Below are 20,394 nucleotides of genomic sequence, written 5' to 3' on the forward strand. Positions count from 1 at the left end.
GTCAGCAAAAGCACTCGCGGAGAACAACAATGAGCCATTTTCTGGATCGACTGAAATTCATGTCGCGCGTCAAGTCCACCTTCGCGGGCGGACACGGCGCCGTGGTGGACGAGGACCGCCGGTGGGAGAACGGATACCGCAGCCGCTGGCAGCACGACAAGATCGTGCGTTCCACCCACGGCGTGAACTGCACGGGTTCGTGCTCCTGGAAGGTCTACGTCAAGAACGGACTGATCACCTGGGAGACGCAGCAGACCGACTATCCGCGCACCCGGCCCGACCTGCCCAACCACGAGCCGCGCGGCTGCCCGCGCGGCGCCTCGTACAGCTGGTACGTCTATTCGGCGCAACGCGTGAAGTACCCGATGATCCGCGGCCGCCTGATGGAGATGTGGCGCGAAGCCCGCAAGACCATGGACCCCGTGGCCGCCTGGGCTTCGATCAGCCAGGATCCCGTCAAGGCCAAGCGCTACAAGAGCGTGCGCGGCCTGGGCGGCTTCGTGCGGGCCGACTGGGACACCGCCACGGAGATGATCGCGGCGGCCAATGCCTTTACCATCAAGCGCTTCGGCCCGGACCGCGTGGTCGGGTTCTCGCCGATTCCGGCCATGTCGATGGTGTCCTACGCCGCCGGGGCGCGCTACCTGAGCCTGCTGGGCGGGGTCTGCCTGTCCTTCTATGACTGGTACTGCGACCTGCCGCCGGCCAGCCCGCAAGTCTGGGGCGAACAGACCGACGTGCCGGAATCGGCCGACTGGTACAACTCCACCTACCTGATGGTGTGGGGCTCCAACGTGCCGCAGACGCGCACCCCGGACGCCCACTTCTATACCGAAGTCCGCTACAAGGGCACCAAGACCGTGGCCGTGTCGTCCGACTTCGGCGAGATGGTCAAGTTCGGCGATATCTGGCTGACACCCACCCAAGGCACCGACGCCGCCCTGGCCATGGCCATGGGCCATGTGGTGTTGAAGGAATTCCACCTGAACGCACGCTCCGCCTATTTCCGCGACTACATCAGGCAGTACACCGACATGCCCATGCTGGTGCTGCTGCGCGACAACGGCGGCACGCTGGTCCCCGATCATTTCCTGCGCGCCTCCCACCTGGCCGGCGCCCGCGGCGAAGCCAACAACCCGGAATGGAAGACCCTGGTCATCGATAGCGCCAGCGGCGACTTCGCGGCCCCCAACGGCACCATCGGCTTTCGCTGGGGCGAGGCCGCCCACAACGACGGCGAGAAGGTAGGCCGCTGGAACCTGGAAATGAAGGACGGGGGCAGCGGACGCGCGCTGGACCCCCTGCTCTCGCTGATGGCGGCCGAGCACGAAGTAGCCGAAGTCGGCTTCCCGTATTTCGGCGCGGAGCACGATGCCTTGCTCAAGCGCCGCGTGCCGGCCAGGCGCATCACGCTGGCGGACGGCAGCAGCGCGCTGGTGGCCACGGTCTATGACCTGCAGATGGCCAACTACGGCGTGGACCAGGGCCTGGGCGGCGACAACGTGGCCACGTCCTTCGACGACGATGTGCCCTACACGCCGGCCTGGCAGGAGAAGCACACCACGGTACCGCGCCACCTGGTGATACAGGTGGCACGCGAGTTCGCCGACAATGCCGACCGCACCCAGGGCAAGAGCATGGTGATCGTCGGCGCCGGGCTCAACCACTGGTACCACAACGACATGATCTACCGCGGCATCATCAACCTGCTGATGATGTGCGGCTGCGTGGGCAAGAGCGGCGGCGGCTGGGCGCATTACGTGGGCCAGGAGAAGCTGCGCCCGCAATTCGGCTGGGCACCGCTGGCCTTTGGCCTGGACTGGGCACGCCCGCCGCGCCAGATGAACGGCACCTCGTTCTTCTACAGCCACACCAGCCAGTGGCGCCACGAGAAGCTCGCCGTGGACGAGATACTTTCCCCGACCGCCGACAAGGCCAAGTACGAGAACCTCTCGCTGCTCGACCTGAACGCCCGTTCCGAGCGCATGGGCTGGCTGCCCTCGGCACCGCAACTGAGCAGCAACCCGCTCGATGTCGCCGATGCCGCCGCGGCGGCTGGCCAGGACCCGGTCGCCTATACGGTCGAACAACTGAAGTCCGGCGGCCTGCAGTTCGCCTGCGACGACCCCGACAACCCGGAGAACTTCCCGCGCAACATGTTCGTCTGGCGCTCGAATATCCTTGGCAGCTCGGGCAAGGGACAAGAGTACTTCCTCAAGTACCTGCTCGGCACCCAGAACGCCGTGTTCGGCGACGAGGCCGACGCCATCACGCCGAGCGAGGTGAAGGTCCGCCCCGCCGCCGAAGGCAAGCTCGACCTGCTGACCGTGCTCGATTTCCGCATGAGCACCACCTGCCTGTACGGCGATATCGTGCTGCCGACCGCGACCTGGTACGAGAAGGACGACCTCAACACCTCCGACATGCATCCCTTCATCCACCCCCTTTCGGAGGCGGTGCAGCCGCTGTGGGAGAGCCGCACGGACTGGGAAATCTACAAGGCGATCGCCAAGAAGTTCAGCGAGATCGGCGGCGCCCACCTGGGCACCCGCAAGGACCTGGTCTGCAGCCCCTTGCTGCATGACACCCCGGGCGAGCTGGCCCAGCCGTTCGAGCCGAAGGACTGGAAGCGCGGCGAATGCGAGCTGATTCCCGGCAAGACCGCACCATCGATGACCGTGGTGGAGCGCAACTATGCCGACATCTACAAGAAGTTCACCTCGATCGGGCCGCTGCTCGACAAGCACGGCAACGGCGGCAAGGGCATCAACTGGGATACCCGCCACGAAGTCAAGGAGATCGGCGCGCTCAGCAAGACGGTCGACGAACCCGGCGTGAGCCAGGGCCGGCCGCGGCTGGATACCGCCATCGACGCCGCCGAGATGATCCTGACCTTCGCGCCGGAAACCAACGGGCACGTCGCGGTGAAGGCGTGGGAAGCGCTGTCGGCCATCACCGGGCGCGATCACGCCCACCTGGCCGCCGGGCGCGAGCACGACAAGATCCGCTTTCGCGACGTCCAGGTGCAGCCGCGCAAGATCATCTCCGCGCCGACCTGGTCCGGGCTCGAATCCGAGGAAGTCAGCTACAACGCAGGCTATACCAATGTGCACGAGCTGATTCCCTGGCGCACCCTGACCGGCCGCCAGCAGTTCTACCAGGACCATCGCTGGATGCTGGACTTTGGCGAGGGCAACTGCGTCTACAAGCCCGCCATCGACACCAAGACCGTCGCCCCGATGCTCGGCGCCAGGCCCAACGGCAATACCGAGCTGGTGCTGAACTGGATCACGCCGCACCAGAAGTGGGGCATCCACTCCACCTACTCGGACAACCTGCGCATGCTCACGCTGTCGCGCGGCGGGCCGCATGTCTGGATCTCCGAGACCGAGGCCAAGGCCAGCGGCATCCGCGACAACGACTGGGTGGAAGTCTTCAACGTCAATGGCACGCTGACCGCGCGGGTGGTGGTGTCCCAGCGGGTCCCCAAGGGGATGTGCCTGATGTACCACGCCCAGGAGAAGATCGTGAACGTGCCCGGCGCCGAAACCAGCGGCATGCGCGGCGGCATCCATAACTCGGTGACCCGCACGGTCACCAAGCCCACCCACATGATCGGCGGCTATGCGCAGCTGGCCTACGGTTTCAACTACTACGGCACCGTCGGCAGCAACCGCGACGAGTTCGTGATCCTGCGCAAGATGAACAAGGTCGACTGGCTGGAAGGCCCGCTGGTGGAAAAACAAGCCAAGGAAGGAGCTGAGCAATGAAAATCCGCGCCCAGGTAGCCATGGTCCTGAACCTGGACAAGTGCATTGGCTGCCATACCTGCTCGATTACGTGCAAGAACGTCTGGACCAGCCGCGACGGCGTGGAATACGCCTGGTTCAACAATGTCGAGACCAAGCCCGGCATCGGCTATCCCAAGGAATGGGAGAACCAGGACAAGTGGCATGGCGGCTGGACGCGCAATGCCGCCGGCAAGCTCGAGCCGCGCCAGGGCAGCAAGCTGGGCATCCTGGCGAAGCTGTTCACCAATCCCAACCTGCCGCAGATCGACGAATACTACGAGCCGTTCACCTACGACTACGAGCACCTGCAGAAGGCCCCGCTGGTGCAGACGCCGCCCACCGCCCGTCCGGTGTCGGTGCTGACCGGCAAGAAGATGGACAAGATCGAATGGGGCCCGAACTGGGAAGACGACCTGGGCGGCGAGTTCAGCGCGCGCAGCAAGGACAAGCTGTTCGAAGACGTGCAAAAGGAGATGTACTCGACCTTCGAGAACACCTTCATGATGTACCTGCCGCGCCTGTGCGAGCATTGCCTTAACCCGACCTGCGTGGCCTCCTGCCCGTCCGGCTCGATCTACAAGCGCGAGGACGACGGCATCGTGCTGGTCGACCAGGACAAGTGCCGCGGCTGGCGCATGTGCATCTCCGGCTGCCCGTACAAGAAGATCTACTACAACTGGCAAAGCGGCAAGGCCGAGAAATGCCTGTTCTGCTATCCGCGCATCGAAGCGGGCCAGCCCACCGTCTGCGCGGAAACCTGCGTCGGCCGGATCCGCTACCTGGGGGTGATGCTGTACGACGCCGACCGCATCCAGGAAGCCGCCTCGGTGGAGAACACACAGGATCTCTACCAATCGCAGCTGGACATCTTCCTGGATCCGCATGATCCGGCCGTCCAGGCCGAAGCGCTGCGCCAGGGCATTGCGCAAAGCTGGCTGGATGCCGCGCGCAAGTCGCCGGTCTACAAGATGGCCTGCGAATGGAAGGTGGCCTTCCCGCTCCACCCCGAGTACCGCACGCTGCCGATGGTGTGGTACATCCCGCCGCTGTCGCCGATCCAGTCGGCCGCCGAGGCTGGCCACATGGGCATGAACGGCGTGATTCCGGACGTGAAGAGCCTGCGCATCCCGGTCAAGTACCTGGCCAACCTGCTGACCGCGGGAGAAGTCGCGCCGGTGCTCAAAGCGCTGGAACGCATGCTGGCCATGCGCGCCTACAAGCGCTCGGAAGTGGTGGACCACGTGCAGGACCTGGCTGTGCTGGAGCAGGTCGGCCTGACGCCGGCACAGGTGGAAGACATGTACCAGATCATGGCGATCGCCAACTACGAGGATCGTTTCGTGATCCCGTCCTCGCACAAGGAAATGGTGGAGGACAGCTTCAACGACAAGGCTAGCTGCGGCTTCACGTTCGGCAACGGATGCTCGGGCGGGACGTCGGACGGCTCCCTGTTCGGCAAGAAGCCGCAAGGCAGCGTGATGTTCGCGGACATGCCGAAATCGCGCAAGAAAGCCGTGGCGGCGTCATGACCTGCGCCTGACTTCCTGCCCCGCCCCCGTTGGCAAACGGGGGGCGGCCGGCACCCGCATTTTCGCCATCCATACAGAACAGGAGCCTTCCCATGCCGCTTTACCCCATCCTTAGCGCCCTGCTGTGCTACCCCGAGCAGGACCTGCTCGACGCCTTGCCTGAAATCGACGCCGCGCTGGCCGCGTGGCCGCAGGCGCAAGCCACGCTGGCGCCGCTGGGCGATCTGCTGAAGACGAACACGCTGATCGAGCTCCAGGAGAACTACGTCGCCACCTTCGACCGCAACCCCGCCCACTCGCTGCACCTGTTCGAACACGTGCACGGCGAGAGCCGGGATCGCGGCCAGGCGATGGTCGACCTGATCGACGAATACCGTCGCGAGGGCTTCGAGCCAGCCGAGGCGGAGCTGCCCGACTACGTGCCGCTGTTCCTGGAGTTCCTGGGCGCGCTGGCTGCGGACGGCAAGGACGCGCATGCCGAACAACTGCTGGGCGACGCCATCCACGTGCTCGCCGCGGTCGGCAACCGGCTGGCGCGCAACGAGAGCCCGTATGCCGCGGCGTTCGCCGTACTGCGCACGCTCACGGACGTGCAGCCGCAACCGCAGACCGAGCCACCGGTGCGCGACATGGACGAAGCGCTGGAGACCTTCGGCCCCGGCGCGGACGGCGTGGAGCCGCTGCTCGCGCCGCGCCCGCTGGGCGACCAGCCCGTGCACTTCTACGCCCGTGGCACCACTCCAACCCGCCCGCCCATGCCCACCGCTTGCTGAGGCAACGACCATGAACCTGCTCAACCAATTCCTCTACGGCATCTATCCGTACATCGCCCTGGTCGTCTTCCTGTTCGGCAGCCTGGCGCGCTTCGAGCGCGAACAGTACGGCTGGAAGAGCGACAGCTCGCAGCTGCTGCATCGCGGCAACCTGCGCGTGGGCAGCATCCTCTTTCACGTCGGCATCATCGGGCTGTTCTTCGGCCATCTGGCGGGCCTGCTGACGCCGGTGGCGGTCTGGGATGCGCTAGGCGTCTCGCATGGCTTCAAGCAAGGCGTGGCCATGGCGGCCGGCGGCCTGATGGGCACCATGTGCCTGTCCGGCCTGCTGATCCTGCTCCACCGCCGCTTTACCAATGCCCGCGTGTCCGCGGTCACGCGCACCGGTGACAAGGTGCTGCTGCTGTGGATCCTGGTGACCTTGCTGCTGGGCCTTTCCACGATCTTTGAATCGTCCCGCCATATGGACGGCCACATGATGGTGCAGCTCATGACCTGGGCGCAGCACATCGTCACGCTGCGCGGGGACGCCGCCAGCTATATCGCCGACGCACCGCTGCTGTTCAAGATCCATCTGTTCATGGGGATCTCGCTGTTCGTCATCTTCCCCTTCACCCGGCTGGTGCACGTGTGGAGCGGTTTTGGAACCGTCGGCTACCTGGGCCGCGCCTGGCAACTGGTGCGCAGCCGTTGAAGCCCGCCCCGCGAACCCGCCATCCTGCAAGGAGAAAACCATGCCCATCCTAGTCAACGGCGTCGAACTGGAAGACGCCGAGATCGAACGCGAACTGGACCATCATACCGACTCGCATGAGCCCACCCGGCATGCCGTGGTTACCCTGATCCTGCGCCATCTGGTGCGTGCGCAAGCGCGGCAGCTCGGACTGCCCGGCAGCGACGACGAAGCACTGACGCAAGCCCTGCTGGAGCGCGAGGTCGGGCTGCCCGAGCCGGACGAGGCCAGTTGCCGCCGGCATTACGATAGCCACATGGAGCGCTTCCGCGAGGGCGAATGGGTCGAGGCCGGGCACATCCTGTTCCAGGTGACGCCACGCGTCCCGCTCGATGCGCTGCGCGAAACGGCCGAGGCCACCCTCGCGCAGGTGCTGGCCGATCCTTCGGCATTCGACGGGCTGGCCAGAGCGCGCTCCAACTGCCCCACCGGCGCCGGCGGCGGGCGCCTTGGCCGCGTGTTCCGCGGCGAGACCGCGCCCGAGTTCGAGCGCGCCATCTTTGCGGCACGCAACCCCGGCGTGCTGGCCCGGCTGGTCGAAACGCGTTATGGCCTGCACGTGGTGCGGGTCATCGAGCGCTGCGAAGGCGTGCAACTGCCGTTCGATGCCGTGCGGCAATCCATCGCCCGCGCCCTCGCGGCGGCGGCGCGCGACCGCGCCTGGAAGCAGTATGCAAGCCTGCTGATCGGCGGGGCCAGCATCGAAGGGATCGACCTGGGCGGCGCCGGAACGCCGCTGGTGCAATAGGCAACCTTCACCGCCACCTCCGGCAACAGGCCCCGGCACTGGCACTGGCAAGCCAGAGGCGCACGCATCCTGCGCCTCTGGAACGCGCGCCGTGCTTCGCCAGTCAGCCTGCCCGGACGCAATCCATGGGAGAACAGTCATGCAACCCGCCATCATTGGCATCGCCGGCACCTCGGGCAGCGGCAAGACCACGCTGATCACGGCCATGCTCGCCTGGTTCCGCCAGCAAGGGCTGAGCGTCAACGTCATCAAGCATAGCCACCATCCCCTCGAACTCGAGCCGCCGGGCAAGGACAGCGCGCGGTTTCGCCAGGCCGGTGCCGGCGAGGTACTGGTGGCCTCGCCTTTCCGTTTCGCCATCCTGCACGACCTGAACGGCGCGCCGGAGCCCACCTTGCGCGAGCAGGTGGCACGCCTGGCGCCGGCGGACCTGACCCTGGTGGAAGGCTTCCGCAGCGAAGCCATCGCGCGCATCGAAGTGTATCGGCCAGCGCACGGGCGCGCGCCCTACTACCCGCGCGACGCGTCCATCGTCGCGGTGGCCAGCGATGTGCCGCTCGATATCGGCATGCCGTGCCTGCCGCTCGGCCAGGCTGCCCAGGTGGCGCGCTTTATTCTCAGGCTGTGCGAGCTGGACGGCGCTGCCGCGCCGCGTGCCGAACGCCTCGCCGCTTCGTCCGCGGGCATCACCCGGTGCGAGCCGTCGGCGATCGCTTCCTGAGGGCTTTCCGACGTTCCCCAAGACCGCACATCAAGTCCGGAGATATCTCAATGCCCAAGGCTGACACCACATCCTTGCCCCTCGTCTATGCCTGCTCCGGCTGCTCCAGCGTGGCGCAGCTCGCCAACACCTTCGCCGTGCGGCTGGACCGCAGCGGGATGGCCGAGATGTCCTGCATCAGCGGGGTTGGCGGCGGCGTTGCCGCGCTCACCAGGGTGGCCCGTTCGGGCCGCCCGATCCTGGCCCTGGACGGCTGCCCGCTGGCCTGCGTAAACGCCTGCCTGGCCAGCGCCGGGGTGGAACCCGACCAGCATCTGGTGCTCAATCGCCTGGGCGCCACCAAGCGGCAGCATGGCGAATGCAGCGAAGCGGAGGCAGGCGCGGCCTGGCAGGCCGTAATGTCGGCGCTGTCGTCCATCCAGGATGTGCCGCCCCGGCCCGCTGACAAACCGGCGGCATTGGCCGAGGCCGACAAGATGCGCCAAAACAGCCTGGAATGACGATGGCTTTCTCTCCCTCTCCCCTCAGGGGGAGAGGGCCGGGGAGAGGGGTGGCTTAGCTAGGAGCCGCTTGAAGCGAAGCCCGTGGTTGTTTCCAGCACGCAGGCATAACCAGCGCACGCCCTCTCCCTGTGGTGGTCAAGTTATTTCAGACAGGTGTTTAGGTTGTCTGGTGCTTTAGCTTGTCCTCGTATTTCTGCGGCGACTCATAGCCCAGCGTCGAGTGCAATCGCACCGGGTTGTAGAAGCCAACGATGTACTGCGTGATGTCGCGCCGGGCCTCGGCCCGGTCGACGTAGCGCTTCTGCCATACGCGCTCCATCTTCAGATTCAGGAAGAAGCGCTCCATGACAGCATTGTCCCAACAGTCGCCCAAGCGGCTCATGCTGCAAACCAGTCCGTGGCGCGCCAGCAAGCCCTGATACTCCTCGCTGGCATACTGGCTGCCCCGATCCGAATGCACGATCAGCCCAGGTGCCGGATTGCGCTGCTGGATCGCCATCTTCAGCGCATTGACGATCAGCGAGGCCGGCATCGTCGGCGCCATCGCCCACCCCACCACCTTGCGCGAATACAAGTCCAGCACGACCGCCAGATACAGCCAGCCTTCGACCGTGCGGATATACGTCATGTCCGACACCCATGCCTGATTGGGCTGCGCCGGCCTGAACTGCCGATTCAGCACGTTGGGCGCTACCGGGCGGTCATGCCGGCTGTTCGTGGTGGCTACGAACTTGCGCTGCCAGACCGGGCGCAGGCCCGCCTTGCGCATCAGCGCGCGCGCCCTGTAGCGACCGATCTTCACGCCCTGTGCGCTCACCGCCTGCGCCACTCGACGGCTGCCGTAGCTGCGCCCACTGCCCTCGAAGGCCGCTCGCACATGGACTTCTTGCCTGGCACGCGCCATGTCGCCTGGCCCCCTCTGCCGGTGTGCGTAATAGCCTGCACGGCTCACGCTCAACACCCGACAGGCACGGCTGATCGAAATGGCCTCCTTCTGCAACGCGGTCACGACGCGATAAATCACTTCAGTTCCCGGGCGAAGAAGGCCGATGCCTTTTTTAGGATCAGGTTGTCCTCCTTCAGGCGGCGATTCTCCTCTTCCAACTGCCGGATCCGCAGCTGCTCGGGCGTGAGCGGCTTGCCAGTGCCCTGGCCGCCAGCCAGCTCCAGGTCATACTGGGCGAGCCAGCGCCTGAGCGCCGTCTCGCCAATCCCCATCGTGTGGCATACCTCGGTAACCGAAAGGGCCTGCTCCCGGACCATTCGGACCACTTCCAGCTTGAAGCTGGCATCAAAATTACGGCGTTGCTTTGTCATCTGCTTTCCTCGTCGATCGTGATTTTCCACCTATCGACCTGTCTGAGGAAATTAGACCACTACACCCCCGTCCCCTCTCCCACAAGTGGGAGAGGGGAGCAAACCAGCAGCATCGGCCGAAGCCGGCAGGATGCGCCAAAACAGCCTGGAATGACGACGGCTTTGGCTCCCTCTCCCCCAGCCGCCCTTGCTGCATCATCAGCTAGCCTGCGGCGTGACGGCCTCCGCAGCCAGATGCCTGGTCAGGCCGGTGAGCCATTCCGGCCGGCTCACGGTGTCCAGCCAGTACTTCACCTCCAGCCCCAGCGCAGTATCACCACCGATCGCCAGGCGCCGCTGGAAGAACAGCGTATCGGTATCGGCCTCCCCGCCCAGCAGACGCAGGTAATCGACAGCGTTGGCGCGCAGCGTCAGCTCCGGCGGGCTGCCATCAAAGGGCCCGGCGGCAAAACGGCCGTCCGTGCAGCGAAAACGCACCCGCAGGCCAAGATCCTCCACCGTGAGCAGGAAGCAGTGGCCGTCGAGCGCCGCCGGTGGCTGCAGCCACCCACGCCGCCGCGCAAGCTCCAGCGCGGCCACCAGGGGTAAGGCCTGGGCCTGCGCCGGCACCGCGCGGTGCAGCCGTGCGAGCATGGCTTTGGGGCCGATCATGCGTGCGCCTCCTGCCAGGCGATGCCGGCGCGTCCATCCCAGTAGCCGTTGCTGGGCTGCGCCCCCGCCGGCAGCAGGCCGCCGGGGGCCGTGGTCCGTGCGCCGGACCGCAGTCCCGCCAGCGCCGCCACCACATGCAGCGTGGCGCTGGCATGCGGGCTGACGCGCACCGAGCCGATCCCCATGGCCATCAAGGCCGGCACTTCGGCGCACAGGTCGAGACAAGTCGCGGACTGGATCTGCACCCCGTTGAGCGTGAAGAATGGCTGGCCCTCCCCGGTCGAGGCCACCAGGCCATCCGGGTAATCCAGACAGCGGAACTCGCAGTTGTCCTTGCGCAGCCGGTGATGGCGCGCTGTGAAACAACGCGCCGAGAACGCCAGCGGCATGCGGCCCCAGACCAGTACCTCCAGCCCCGTGGCCGCCGGGCGAGCCGCCGCCAGCGCCGCCAGCGCGGTGCGGTCCATTTCCAGCGGTGGCACGCATGCGATGGCACCCAGCCCGCTCAGCCAGGCAAGCGTATCCGCGTGATACACGTTGAGATGCGGGCCGCAGATAAAGGGGCGTCCATCCATCCGGTTGACCGCGCCGAGGTCGTTGGCCTCGACCAGATATTCGGTCTGCTCGCAAACGCGTTGCATGCAGGCGATATCGCTGTCGGACTCGACCAGCACCGGGGTCGAAAGCACGACTTCCTTGCCGGCCTCCCGCAGCATCTGCGCGATCTCCAGCCAGTGGGCATGGCGCAGTTCATGGCGGCGGGTGCAAACGGTTTCGCCCAGGTAGACGCGGTCGACCGCGGAGTCGGCGACCTCGGCATAGAACTGCATGACCGTGGCACGCGGCCAGTAGTACAGCAGCGGGCCGAGCGAGATGCCGAAGCGGGCCGCCGTGGCTGCGGCGGGGTCGATCATCGAATCGTTCATTGGTAGTTTGGTTCCAGAGGAAAGTTGGATGCCGTGAGGCATGAGGAATGCGGCAGGCAAAGGCACGGCGGACCTCTCTTAGCGCCACGGCCGGTCGTACGCGCCCTGGGTAACCTGGTCACCCTCGGCGTGCCGCCCTAGCACGCCCTGCCATTCCTGGCGTGCTGTGAAGCGCGCCGGATCGATGCAGGCCGCGTCGATCGCCGCGCGCAGCACGCCGACCACATCGCCCACATAACGCGGGCTGCGCTGGCGGCCTTCGATCTTGATGGCAGCGATGCCCATGCCGATCAGCGCCGGCAGCAGCGACAGCGCGTTGAGGCTGGTCGGCTCCTCGAGCACGTAGCCCCGTTCGCCTTCCACCTCGAACCGCCCTTTGCACAACGTCGGGTAGCCGGCGGGCTCGCCCGGTGCGTAGCTGTCGATCAGGATGCCGGACAGCCGCGCCTGCATGGTTCCCTCGCGCTCTTCCCAGCGTACCGCGTGCGCGGGCGAGCACACCCCCTTGTTGTTCGGCGAGTCGCCGGTCGCGTAGGAAGACAGCAGGCAGCGGCCTTCGGCCATCACGCACAGGCTGCCGAAGCCAAACACTTCGAGCTCCGCATCGGTTTGGCGCGCGAGCTTGCCGATCTGCGCCAGCGTCAGCACGCGCGGCAGCACCACCCGGTGTATGCCGAAACGCGCGCGCATCAGCGCGATGGCGTCGGCGTGCGTGGCCGAGCCTTGCACCGACAGATGAAGACGCAATTGCGGATGGCGCTCGCGGGTATAGGCCATGAGGCCGGGGTCGGCCATGATGACTGCGTCAGCGCCCAGTTCCGCCGCGGCATCGACGGCGCGATGCCAGTTCGTCACCGCGCCCATCTGCGCGAAGGTATTGATGGCGAACAAGACTTCCGCGCCTTGCGCATGGGCCTCGGCCACGCCTGCCTGGATGTCGGCCTCGGTGAAGTTCAGCCCGCCGAAGTTGCGCGCATTGGTGGCGTCGCGCAGGCCGAGGTAGACGGCGTCGGCGCCACGTTGCAGCGCCACGCGCAGCGCCGCCAGCGAGCCGGCGGGCGCAACCAGTTGCGGTCGGCGCGTTGCGCCGGATGTGTTGGATGTCATTGGATAGGCTCAACGGGGTTTCGGAGTCCGCATGCGCCACGGTGGCGGCGAACGCCTGTGAGCCAGGATCCTAGCCAAGCCCCGCGACGAACCAGTTGACCAGGCGCAAAAGCGTGCGCCGCGGCGCGCGCACCGGACGAGGGCCATCCGCCGAGTGGCATAGGCCATTGGTATCGTGCCGTGCGCTGATTGATCCAGCGCAAGTTTCCCGGCGCGCGTCCATGCAAACCTATGCCGCTTTCCTGCCGCGCACGGCATCTTCGCCGGCGAGCGGGATGCCTCACCGAGAGTGATATGCAACAACATTGGCTGAAGCTGATTGGCCGCCGGCTGGTCCCGGTGGTACAGGGCGGCATGGGTATCGGCATTTCCGCGCACCGGCTGGCGGGCGCGGTGGCAAGCCAGAACGGCATGGGCACCATTGCCAGCATCGACCTGCGCCACCATCATCCGGACCTGCTGGCGGCCACCGCCAGGTCGCGCGACAAGGCCAGGATAGAGGCGGCCAACCTGGTGGCGCTGGATCGCGAGATCCAGGGCGCGCGGCGCCTCGCGGGCGGGCGCGGCGCCATCGCGGTCAATGTCATGAAGGCCGTCAGCTCGCATGCCGCGCTGGTCCGGCAGGCGTGCGAGAGCGGTGCCGATGCGATCGTGATGGGCGCGGGACTGCCGCTGGACCTGCCCGACCTCACGGCCGGGCACCCGGACATTGCCTTGATCCCTATCCTGTCGGATTCGCGCGGCGTGGGGCTGGTACTGCGCAAGTGGATGAAGAAGAACCGCCTGCCCGACGCCATCGTCATCGAAGATCCGGCGCACGCCGGCGGCCACCTCGGTGCCTCGCGCATCGACGATATCGGAGACGGGCGCTTCTCCTTCGCACGCGTGCTGGCCGAATGCCGTGAAGTATTCGCCGGGCTGGGGCTGGCCTGGGAAAGTGTGCCCCTGATCCTTGCGGGCGGGATCAACAGCCACGCCAAGGTCCGCCACTGGCTGGGTGAAGGCGCCAGCGCCGTGCAACTGGGCACGGCGTTCGCCGTGACCGAGGAAGGGGATGCGCACCCGGCTTTCAAGGAAGTCCTGGCCAGCGCGCGCCCCGAACAACTGAGCGAATTCACCAGCGTGGCCGGCCTGCCGGCACGCGCCGTACTGACGCCATGGCTCAAGCGCTACCTCTCGCGCGAAGCCACGCTGCAGGCCCGCGCCAAGGTCCGCGACTGCCTCGAAGGCTTCGACTGCCTGCAGGCCTGCGGCCTGCGCGACGGCATCGGCCGTGTCGGCCAGTTCTGCATCGACCTCAAGCTGGCCCAGGCCATGCGCGGCGACGTGGAGCGCGGGCTGTTCTTCCGTGGCAAGGGGGGCCTGCCGTTCGGCGCGGCCATCCGCCCGGTACGCGAACTGATGCACTACCTGCTCACCGGCGAAATGCCCGCGGGCCTGGGCACGCCACAAGGTCTGGCAGCCGCGGCGGCCTGACGGCCTCGCGCGGATGACCAGGCCGGTGACCTGCGTCGATGCAGGCTTCAAGGGCATGGCCGGGCCGCCGAGCGAATGGAAACGGAAATGGAAATGCATGGCACAAAGCCGTTGGCGGCGATGTCCGGCAGGCTTCCCGGTCACGCGCCCGGCGCCGCGTCATTGTGTCACGCCATGATATTTTCAGAAAGTGCACCCGGAACTACCTGTAGCCGCATATGACCTTGATCTGGCGCAAGCCCGCTCGCCGGCTTGCCGTCAATAATGCGACAAGCCCCTGAAGCGCCGTTGCAGAGCGCAAACCTGATGCCAGGGGCCGGAACCCCATGGTAGACCTCACGCCCCCTTGCCCACCCGCTCCCGCCACGGAGCCGTCCGTCACCCCACCGCGTACCCAGGCAGCGTTGCCGGGCTTGCGCCACCGCCTGTCGACGCGGATCGTCTCGCTCTCGCTGGGCGCGCTGCTGATCGTGCTGACCATGATCTCCGGGACGCTGTGGCTGTCATGGCAACTCGAAGGCGCGGGCGCGGCCATCAACGATGCCGGCAGCTTGCGCATGCGTGCCAATCGCGTCGCCATCGAGCTCGCCAGGGCACGGGCCGGCGCAAGCCATCAACTGGAGGCTCAGATCACCGGGCTGGATGCCACCCTGGCACGCCTGCGCCAGGGCGATCCGGCACGCCCCTTGTTCCTGCCGGATGACCCTGGCATCCACGCGCAGCTCGACCGGGTAGACCTTGACTGGCACCGGCGTATCAAGCCGCTCGCGCTCGCCGACCTGGCCGCCGCGAATAGTGAGCCGCCGACCTACCCGGCGGCGCTGACTTCCTTCGTGGATCAGGTCAATCGCCTGGTCAGCATGATCGAGCAAGAGAACGCCATGAAGACCACCCTGCTGCGGTTGTCGCAGGCGGGACTCGCGGCCATGGCCTGCATGGGCACGGTAGCCGTCATCTACCTGCTCTACATCTGGATCATCCTTCCGGTCATGCGCTTGCAGGACGGCTTGTACCGCATGGCCGCGCGGGAGTTCTCCCTGCGGCTGCCAGTGGAAACCAGCGACGAGTTCGGCATGCTGGCGCAAGGCTTTAACCAGATGGCAGGCGAACTGCAGGGGCTATACCAGGATCTGGAAGCGCGCGTGGCGCAGAAGACGGCGGAGTTGGCGCGGCACAACCGCGACCTCGCGGCGCTTTACGACATGGCCGCCTTCCTCAATATGCCAAACGACGGCGAGACGCTTTGCCGCGGCTTCTTGCAGCGCGTGATGAAGCAGTTCGATGCCGACGGCGGCAGCGTGCGCATGATCGATGCGGACCACAACCAGCTTCATCTGCTGGTATCGGTCGGCCTCTCCGCGGAACTGGAAGAGGCCGAGCACTGCATGAAGGTGGATGCGTGCTTCTGTGGCGAGGCGGCGAGCGAATCGGTCGTGCTGATCGAAGATCTCAACAAAGGCCCGGCGCTGTCAGCCAGCGGGCCGTCGGCCGGTGTGCGTTTTGGCTGCGCAAGGGAAGGCTTCCCGGGGCTTGCGGTGTTCCGCATCGAAACGCAGCGTGCGGTGCTGGGCACATTCTCACTACACTTTCGCGATCCCTTGCAGCTGCCTGCTTCGGACATACGCCTGCTTGAGACGCTGGGGCAGCATATCGGCGTGGCGCTCGATCATCTGCACCTGTCGGAAACCGCGCGCCAGCTCGCGGTGGTGGAAGAGCGCAACCTGGTGGCGCAGGGCCTGCACGACAGCATTGCCCAGGGCCTTAACTACCTGAACCTGCAGGTGCAGGTGCTGGAAGATGCGGTCTCGCGCAACGATATGGACGAGACGCGCACCATCGTGCCGCTGTTGCGTTGCGGTGTGGAAGAAAGCTACCAGGATGTGCGTGAACTCCTGCTCAACTTCCGCAGCAAGCTGGCGCATGGTGAGCTGCGCCAGGCGGTGGAAGACACCGTGGCGCGATTCCGGCGCCAGAGCAGCACGGAGCTTGCCCTGGTGTTCAATGACGCCCAGGGCGGGCCGCCCCTGCAGCCCGAGCAGCAACTGCAGGTGCTGTTCATCCTGCAGGAGGCCCTGTCCAATGTGCGAAAGCATGCGCGTGCCGGCTATGCCAGCGTCATCGTGCGCAATGGACGCACCTTCAGCATGATCGTGGAGGACGATGGCGATGGCTTCGACCCCGCGGAGCCGGCGGCGGACGATCAATCCCATGTGGGATTGCACATCATGCGCGAGCGCGCGGCGCGGCTATCGGCCACGCTGCGGATCGTGGCCGAACGGGGCACGGGCACGCGGGTTGAGCTCATCCTGCCGCGCTAGTTTGCTCCCCTCTCCCATGAAATGGGAGAGGGGCCGGGGGAGAGGGCGGGAGCTCGCTCAATGTGAAGCACCTCGCTCTTGCGCAGGCCCGCCCTCTCCCCCAACCCCTCTCCCGCCGTGCGGGAGAGGGGAGCCACGGCAGCGCTGGATTTGGCCCAGCGATGCATCGACCCACATGAAAGCCTGAACCACCATTTTTTCAAGGTGAATATCATGACCATCCGTATCCTCCTGATAGACGACCACTCCCTGTTTCGCTCGGGCGTGCGCGCCCTGCTTGCGCGCCAGACCGATTTCGAGATCGTCGACGAAGCGGCGGATGGCGTAGAGGGCGTCAAGCGGGCCAAGCAGCACCGGCCCGATGTGATCCTGCTGGACCTGAACATGCCCGGCCTGTCGGGGCTGGAAACCCTGCAGCTGCTGGTGGAGGACTTGCCCGACACTGCCGTGGTGATGCTCACCGTGTCGGAGGAAGCCGAGGAACTGGCGGCCGCCCTGCGCAGCGGCGCCCGGGGCTATCTGTTAAAAAATATCGAAGCGGAAACGCTGACCAGCGCCATCCGCCGCGCCGCGGCGGGAGAGGCGGTCATTTCTCACAGCATGACGGCAAAACTTGTCGCGCAATTCCGTGCGCCCACCAACCCCGCCGCGACTGCGGCAGCCAGCGTGAGCGACGAGCCCCGGCTTACCTCGCGCGAACATGAGATCGTGCGTGGCCTCACGCGCGGCGAAAGCAATAAGGAGATCGCGCGCGAGCTGGGCGTGGCGGAAAGCACCGTCAAGATCCATGTGCAGAATATCCTCAAGAAGCTCAACCTGACGAGCCGCGTGCAGATCGCGGTCTACGCCGTCGAGCGCGGGCTGACTGCGCCCGGCTGAAGCGGCCGCGCATCACTTGCTCTCAAGCCATGACCGAATCCGTCATTCCCATTTTCGACCTGCGCGATCATCGCTACCGCTCGATGACGCCAAGCATTCCGGCCGTGCTCGCCGCACCAATCGGGCTGGTTGCCGACACGCGCGGCAGGCCGCTCCATGATCTGCGCATCTCGGTCACGGATCGCTGCAATTTCCGCTGCGTCTACTGCATGCCCAAGGAAGTGTTCGACAAGGACTACACCTTCCTGCCCCATTCCGAGTTGCTGAGCTTCGAGGAAATCGAGCGCGCGGCTCGCCTCTTCGTTGCGCACGGCGTGGAAAAGATCCGCCTCACCGGCGGCGAGCCGCTGCTGCGCAAGAACATCGAGAAGCTGGTGGAAATGCTGGCGCGCATCGACACGGTGTCTGGCAAGCCGCTGGACCTCACCCTCACCACCAACGCCTCGCTGCTGGCTCGCAAGGCGCGCGCGCTGCGCGATGCGGGCCTGACGCGGGTGAGCGTGAGCCTGGACGCCATCGACGACGCCACCTTCCGCCGCATGAACGATGTCGACTTCGCGGTGCGCGATGTGCTGGACGGCATCGAGGCCGCCCAGGCGGCCGGGCTGGCGCCGATCAAGGTCAACATGGTGGTCAAGCGCGGCACCAACGATGGGGAGATCGTGCCGATGGCCGCGCATTTCCGCGGCAGCGGCATCATCCTGCGCTTTATCGAGTTCATGGACGTGGGCGCGAGCAACCACTGGCAGATGGACGAGGTGCTGCCCTCGGCCGACGTGGTGCGCCGCATCCACGAGGCCTTCCCGCTGGAAGCCATCCCGGCCAGCTACAGCGGCGAAACCGCCGAGCGCTGGCGCTACCGCGACGGCGCCGGCGAGATCGGCGTGATCTCCAGCGTCACCCACGCCTTCTGCGGCGACTGCAGCCGCATCCGCCTGTCGACCGAAGGCCGGCTCTACCTGTGCCTGTTCGCCACCGAAGGCTACGACCTGCGCGCGCTGCTGCGCGGCGAGCATGGCGACCTGGAAATCTCCAACGCCATTGCCGGGGTCTGGCAAGGGCGCACCGATCACTACTCGGAACAGCGCAGCGACCCCGCGGTGCGGCAGGCGCGTGCCGAGAACAAGATCGAGATGTCGTATATCGGCGGCTGACGGCATCTAAGCACCTAAGCACCTAAGCAACGAAGCACCCCGGGCGCCGCAGTACCGCCGCCAATCCTGCCTATATCGAAACCGCTCCATGCCATCACTGCAATCCGTTATTTCCTGCCTGTCCGACTACGATCCCGGTGCGTTGCCGGTGGCGCAGGCCAACCAGATCATCGGCGAGGTGGTCGAGCCCGTGCGGGGCACCGAGCAGGTCGCCCTGCGCACGGCGCTCGACCGCGTGCTGGCCGAAGACGTCATCTCCAGGCTGGACGTACCCGCGCACGACAACTCCGCCATGGACGGCTATGCGTTCGCCAGCAGCGAGTTGGCCGCCGGCGGCAACGTGACCCTGACGGTGGTCGGCAGCGCCTTTGCCGGCGCTGCCTGCGAGCAAGCGGTCGCGCGCGGCCAGGCTGCGCGCATCATGACGGGCGCCATCATGCCGGCCGGCTGCGACACCGTGATTCCCCAGGAATTCGTCGACGTCGAAGGCGAGCGGATTCGCTTTGACGCCAAGGCGGTACGGGCCGGCGACAACCGCCGCCTGCGCGGCGAAGACCTCGCCATCGGCCAGCCCGCACTGGCCGCCGGACGCATCCTGCAGCCGGCCGACCTTGGCCTGCTGGCGTCGCTGGGCGTGGCCGAAGTCAAGGTGCGGCGCCGCCTGCGCGTGGCGTTCTTCTCCACCGGCGACGAACTGCGCTCCATTGGCGAGCCGCTCGATGCGGGCTGCGTCTACGACTCGAACCGCTACACGCTGCACGGCATGCTGCGGCGGCTGAACGTCGACCTGATCGACATGGGCGTGGTGCCCGACGATCCCGCCGCGCTCGAAGCGGCGTTCCGCAGCGCGTGCGAAAACGCCGACGCGGTCATCACCTCGGGCGGCGTCTCAGTGGGAGAAGCCGACTACACCAAGCAGATCATGGCCCAACTTGGCGATGTGACCTTCTGGAAGATCGCCATGCGCCCCGGGCGGCCCATGGCCTTCGGCCGCATTGCTTCCCACGGCCGCGAAGCGCTGCTGTTCGGCCTGCCAGGCAACCCGGTGGCGGTGATGGTGACGTTCTATCACTTCGTGCGGGCCGCCCTGCACCGCCAGATGGGCGCCAAGGTGGCGCCCCTGCCGCTGATGCGCGTGCGCAGCGCCCAGGCGATCCGCAAGAAACCTGGCCGCACCGAATACCAGCGCGGCATCCTGGCGCCGGCCCCGGAGGGCGGCTGGCAGGTGAGCATCACCGGGCAGCAGGGCTCGGGCGTGCTGCGCTCGATGAGCGAGGCCAATTGCTTTATCGTGCTGGGGCCGGAGCAGGCCACCGTCGCCGCCGGCAGCGAGGTGGACATCATGCTGTTCGACGGTCTGCTGTGAAACCCGGCAGAACCGGAGCAGCGATCTCCCAGCGTCTGCGCGTCCATCCAGAATCGCCATGGCATGACCATCGCACAAACGCCTGTCGCGGCTAGGAATGCCCTCAGACGACAGACAGCGGCGCAGGCGACAGATCGAGCATGATACGCAGTTCGACGTTGTCCGGATTGCGCGGCTGCCAAACGCGACCGATGACCACAAAGATGATTGGCTGCCCCGGGAACTGAATCAGGTCGCCGATCACGGGTGTGATCGCGCCGGTGTGGGGTGTCAGATCCAAGTCGATGTCTCTTGCTGCGGCTTGAGCGGCTGGGGTGAACTCAAGGGTGATCGTGAGCTTCATATGGACCCGTTCGTGGTTGAGAATATTGGATCGTTGGATTCTTCCATTCTTCCATTCTT

17 protein-coding genes are annotated in these 20,394 nt (G+C 66.3%); 12 read left to right on the forward strand and 5 right to left on the reverse strand.

Annotated features, from left to right (window positions below):
- Positions 1-29 precede the first annotated feature (29 nt).
- The 7 genes from ACX12D_RS09995 to ACX12D_RS10025 all read left to right on the forward strand — a co-directional run bounded on the left by ACX12D_RS09995 (position 30) and on the right by ACX12D_RS10025 (position 8,795).
- Complete coding sequence (locus tag ACX12D_RS09995) at positions 30-3,770, forward strand: nitrate reductase subunit alpha (protein ID WP_459370989.1); 3,741 nt, start codon at positions 30-32, stop codon at positions 3,768-3,770.
- Positions 3,767-5,320 carry a nitrate reductase subunit beta gene (gene narH, locus ACX12D_RS10000; RefSeq protein ID WP_459370990.1) on the forward strand — a complete coding sequence of 518 codons (1,554 nt, stop codon included), beginning with the start codon at positions 3,767-3,769 and terminating at the stop codon, positions 5,318-5,320. Before ACX12D_RS09995 ends, narH begins: the two co-directional genes overlap by 4 nt.
- A 92-nt stretch (positions 5,321-5,412) precedes the next feature.
- Complete coding sequence (narJ, locus tag ACX12D_RS10005) at positions 5,413-6,093, forward strand: nitrate reductase molybdenum cofactor assembly chaperone (protein ID WP_459370991.1); 681 nt, start codon at positions 5,413-5,415, stop codon at positions 6,091-6,093.
- 10 nt (positions 6,094-6,103) lie between these two features.
- Positions 6,104-6,787, forward strand: coding sequence for a respiratory nitrate reductase subunit gamma (gene narI, locus ACX12D_RS10010; RefSeq protein WP_459370992.1), 684 nt, complete (start codon positions 6,104-6,106; stop codon positions 6,785-6,787).
- 40 nt (positions 6,788-6,827) lie between these two features.
- Positions 6,828-7,574 (forward strand): peptidylprolyl isomerase, encoded by a 747-nt coding sequence (locus ACX12D_RS10015; protein WP_459370994.1) that lies wholly within the window; start codon positions 6,828-6,830, stop codon positions 7,572-7,574.
- A gap of 139 nt (positions 7,575-7,713) precedes the next feature.
- Positions 7,714-8,295 (forward strand): molybdopterin-guanine dinucleotide biosynthesis protein B, encoded by a 582-nt coding sequence (gene mobB / locus ACX12D_RS10020; protein ID WP_459370996.1) that lies wholly within the window; start codon positions 7,714-7,716, stop codon positions 8,293-8,295.
- 50 nt (positions 8,296-8,345) lie between these two features.
- On the forward strand, positions 8,346-8,795 hold the full coding sequence (locus tag ACX12D_RS10025) for a putative zinc-binding protein (RefSeq protein ID WP_459370998.1): 450 nt from the start codon (positions 8,346-8,348) through the stop codon (positions 8,793-8,795).
- A 160-nt stretch (positions 8,796-8,955) separates the two neighbouring features.
- Here the strand turns inward: ACX12D_RS10025 and ACX12D_RS10030 are convergent.
- The 4 genes from ACX12D_RS10030 to ubiU all read right to left on the reverse strand — a co-directional run bounded on the left by ACX12D_RS10030 (position 8,956) and on the right by ubiU (position 12,799).
- A protein-coding gene (locus ACX12D_RS10030) for an IS3 family transposase (protein ID WP_459373900.1) occupies positions 8,956-10,115 on the reverse strand; the annotation gives its coding sequence in 2 pieces (ribosomal slippage) (positions 8,956-9,848 and positions 9,848-10,115; 1,161 coding nt in all).
- A 198-nt stretch (positions 10,116-10,313) separates the two neighbouring features.
- Positions 10,314-10,766, reverse strand: a complete 453-nt coding sequence (gene ubiT / locus ACX12D_RS10035; protein ID WP_459370999.1) for a ubiquinone anaerobic biosynthesis accessory factor UbiT — start codon at positions 10,764-10,766, stop codon at positions 10,314-10,316.
- Positions 10,763-11,692: a U32 family peptidase gene (locus ACX12D_RS10040; RefSeq protein ID WP_459371000.1), complete on the reverse strand. Its 930-nt coding sequence runs from the start codon at positions 11,690-11,692 to the stop codon at positions 10,763-10,765. The genes ubiT and ACX12D_RS10040 overlap by 4 nt, the downstream gene beginning before the upstream one ends.
- A 78-nt stretch (positions 11,693-11,770) precedes the next feature.
- Positions 11,771-12,799, reverse strand: coding sequence for a ubiquinone anaerobic biosynthesis protein UbiU (gene ubiU / locus ACX12D_RS10045; RefSeq protein WP_459371001.1), 1,029 nt, complete (start codon positions 12,797-12,799; stop codon positions 11,771-11,773).
- A 294-nt stretch (positions 12,800-13,093) separates the two neighbouring features.
- Here ubiU and ACX12D_RS10050 point away from each other — a divergent pair, with 294 nt between their 5' ends.
- The 5 genes from ACX12D_RS10050 (at position 13,094) to moeA (ending at position 19,992) form a co-directional block, all read left to right on the forward strand.
- Entirely contained in the window at positions 13,094-14,275 is a 1,182-nt protein-coding gene (locus tag ACX12D_RS10050) for an NAD(P)H-dependent flavin oxidoreductase (RefSeq protein WP_459371002.1), read from the forward strand.
- 326 nt (positions 14,276-14,601) lie between these two features.
- Positions 14,602-16,593 carry a type IV pili methyl-accepting chemotaxis transducer N-terminal domain-containing protein gene (locus ACX12D_RS10055; protein ID WP_459371003.1) on the forward strand — a complete coding sequence of 664 codons (1,992 nt, stop codon included), beginning with the start codon at positions 14,602-14,604 and terminating at the stop codon, positions 16,591-16,593.
- 213 nt (positions 16,594-16,806) lie between these two features.
- Entirely contained in the window at positions 16,807-17,472 is a 666-nt protein-coding gene (locus ACX12D_RS10060; protein ID WP_459371005.1) for a response regulator, read from the forward strand.
- A 29-nt stretch (positions 17,473-17,501) separates the two neighbouring features.
- Positions 17,502-18,626, forward strand: coding sequence for a GTP 3',8-cyclase MoaA (gene moaA, locus ACX12D_RS10065; RefSeq protein ID WP_459371006.1), 1,125 nt, complete (start codon positions 17,502-17,504; stop codon positions 18,624-18,626).
- A gap of 88 nt (positions 18,627-18,714) precedes the next feature.
- Positions 18,715-19,992: a molybdopterin molybdotransferase MoeA gene (gene moeA, locus ACX12D_RS10070; protein WP_459371007.1), complete on the forward strand. Its 1,278-nt coding sequence runs from the start codon at positions 18,715-18,717 to the stop codon at positions 19,990-19,992.
- Between the two features lie 103 nt (positions 19,993-20,095).
- Here moeA and ACX12D_RS10075 read toward each other — a convergent pair whose 3' ends face one another.
- Complete coding sequence (locus ACX12D_RS10075; protein ID WP_459371008.1) at positions 20,096-20,335, reverse strand: hypothetical protein; 240 nt, start codon at positions 20,333-20,335, stop codon at positions 20,096-20,098.
- Positions 20,336-20,394 lie beyond the last annotated feature (59 nt).

Source organism: Cupriavidus sp. PET2-C1, from assembly GCF_054515855.1.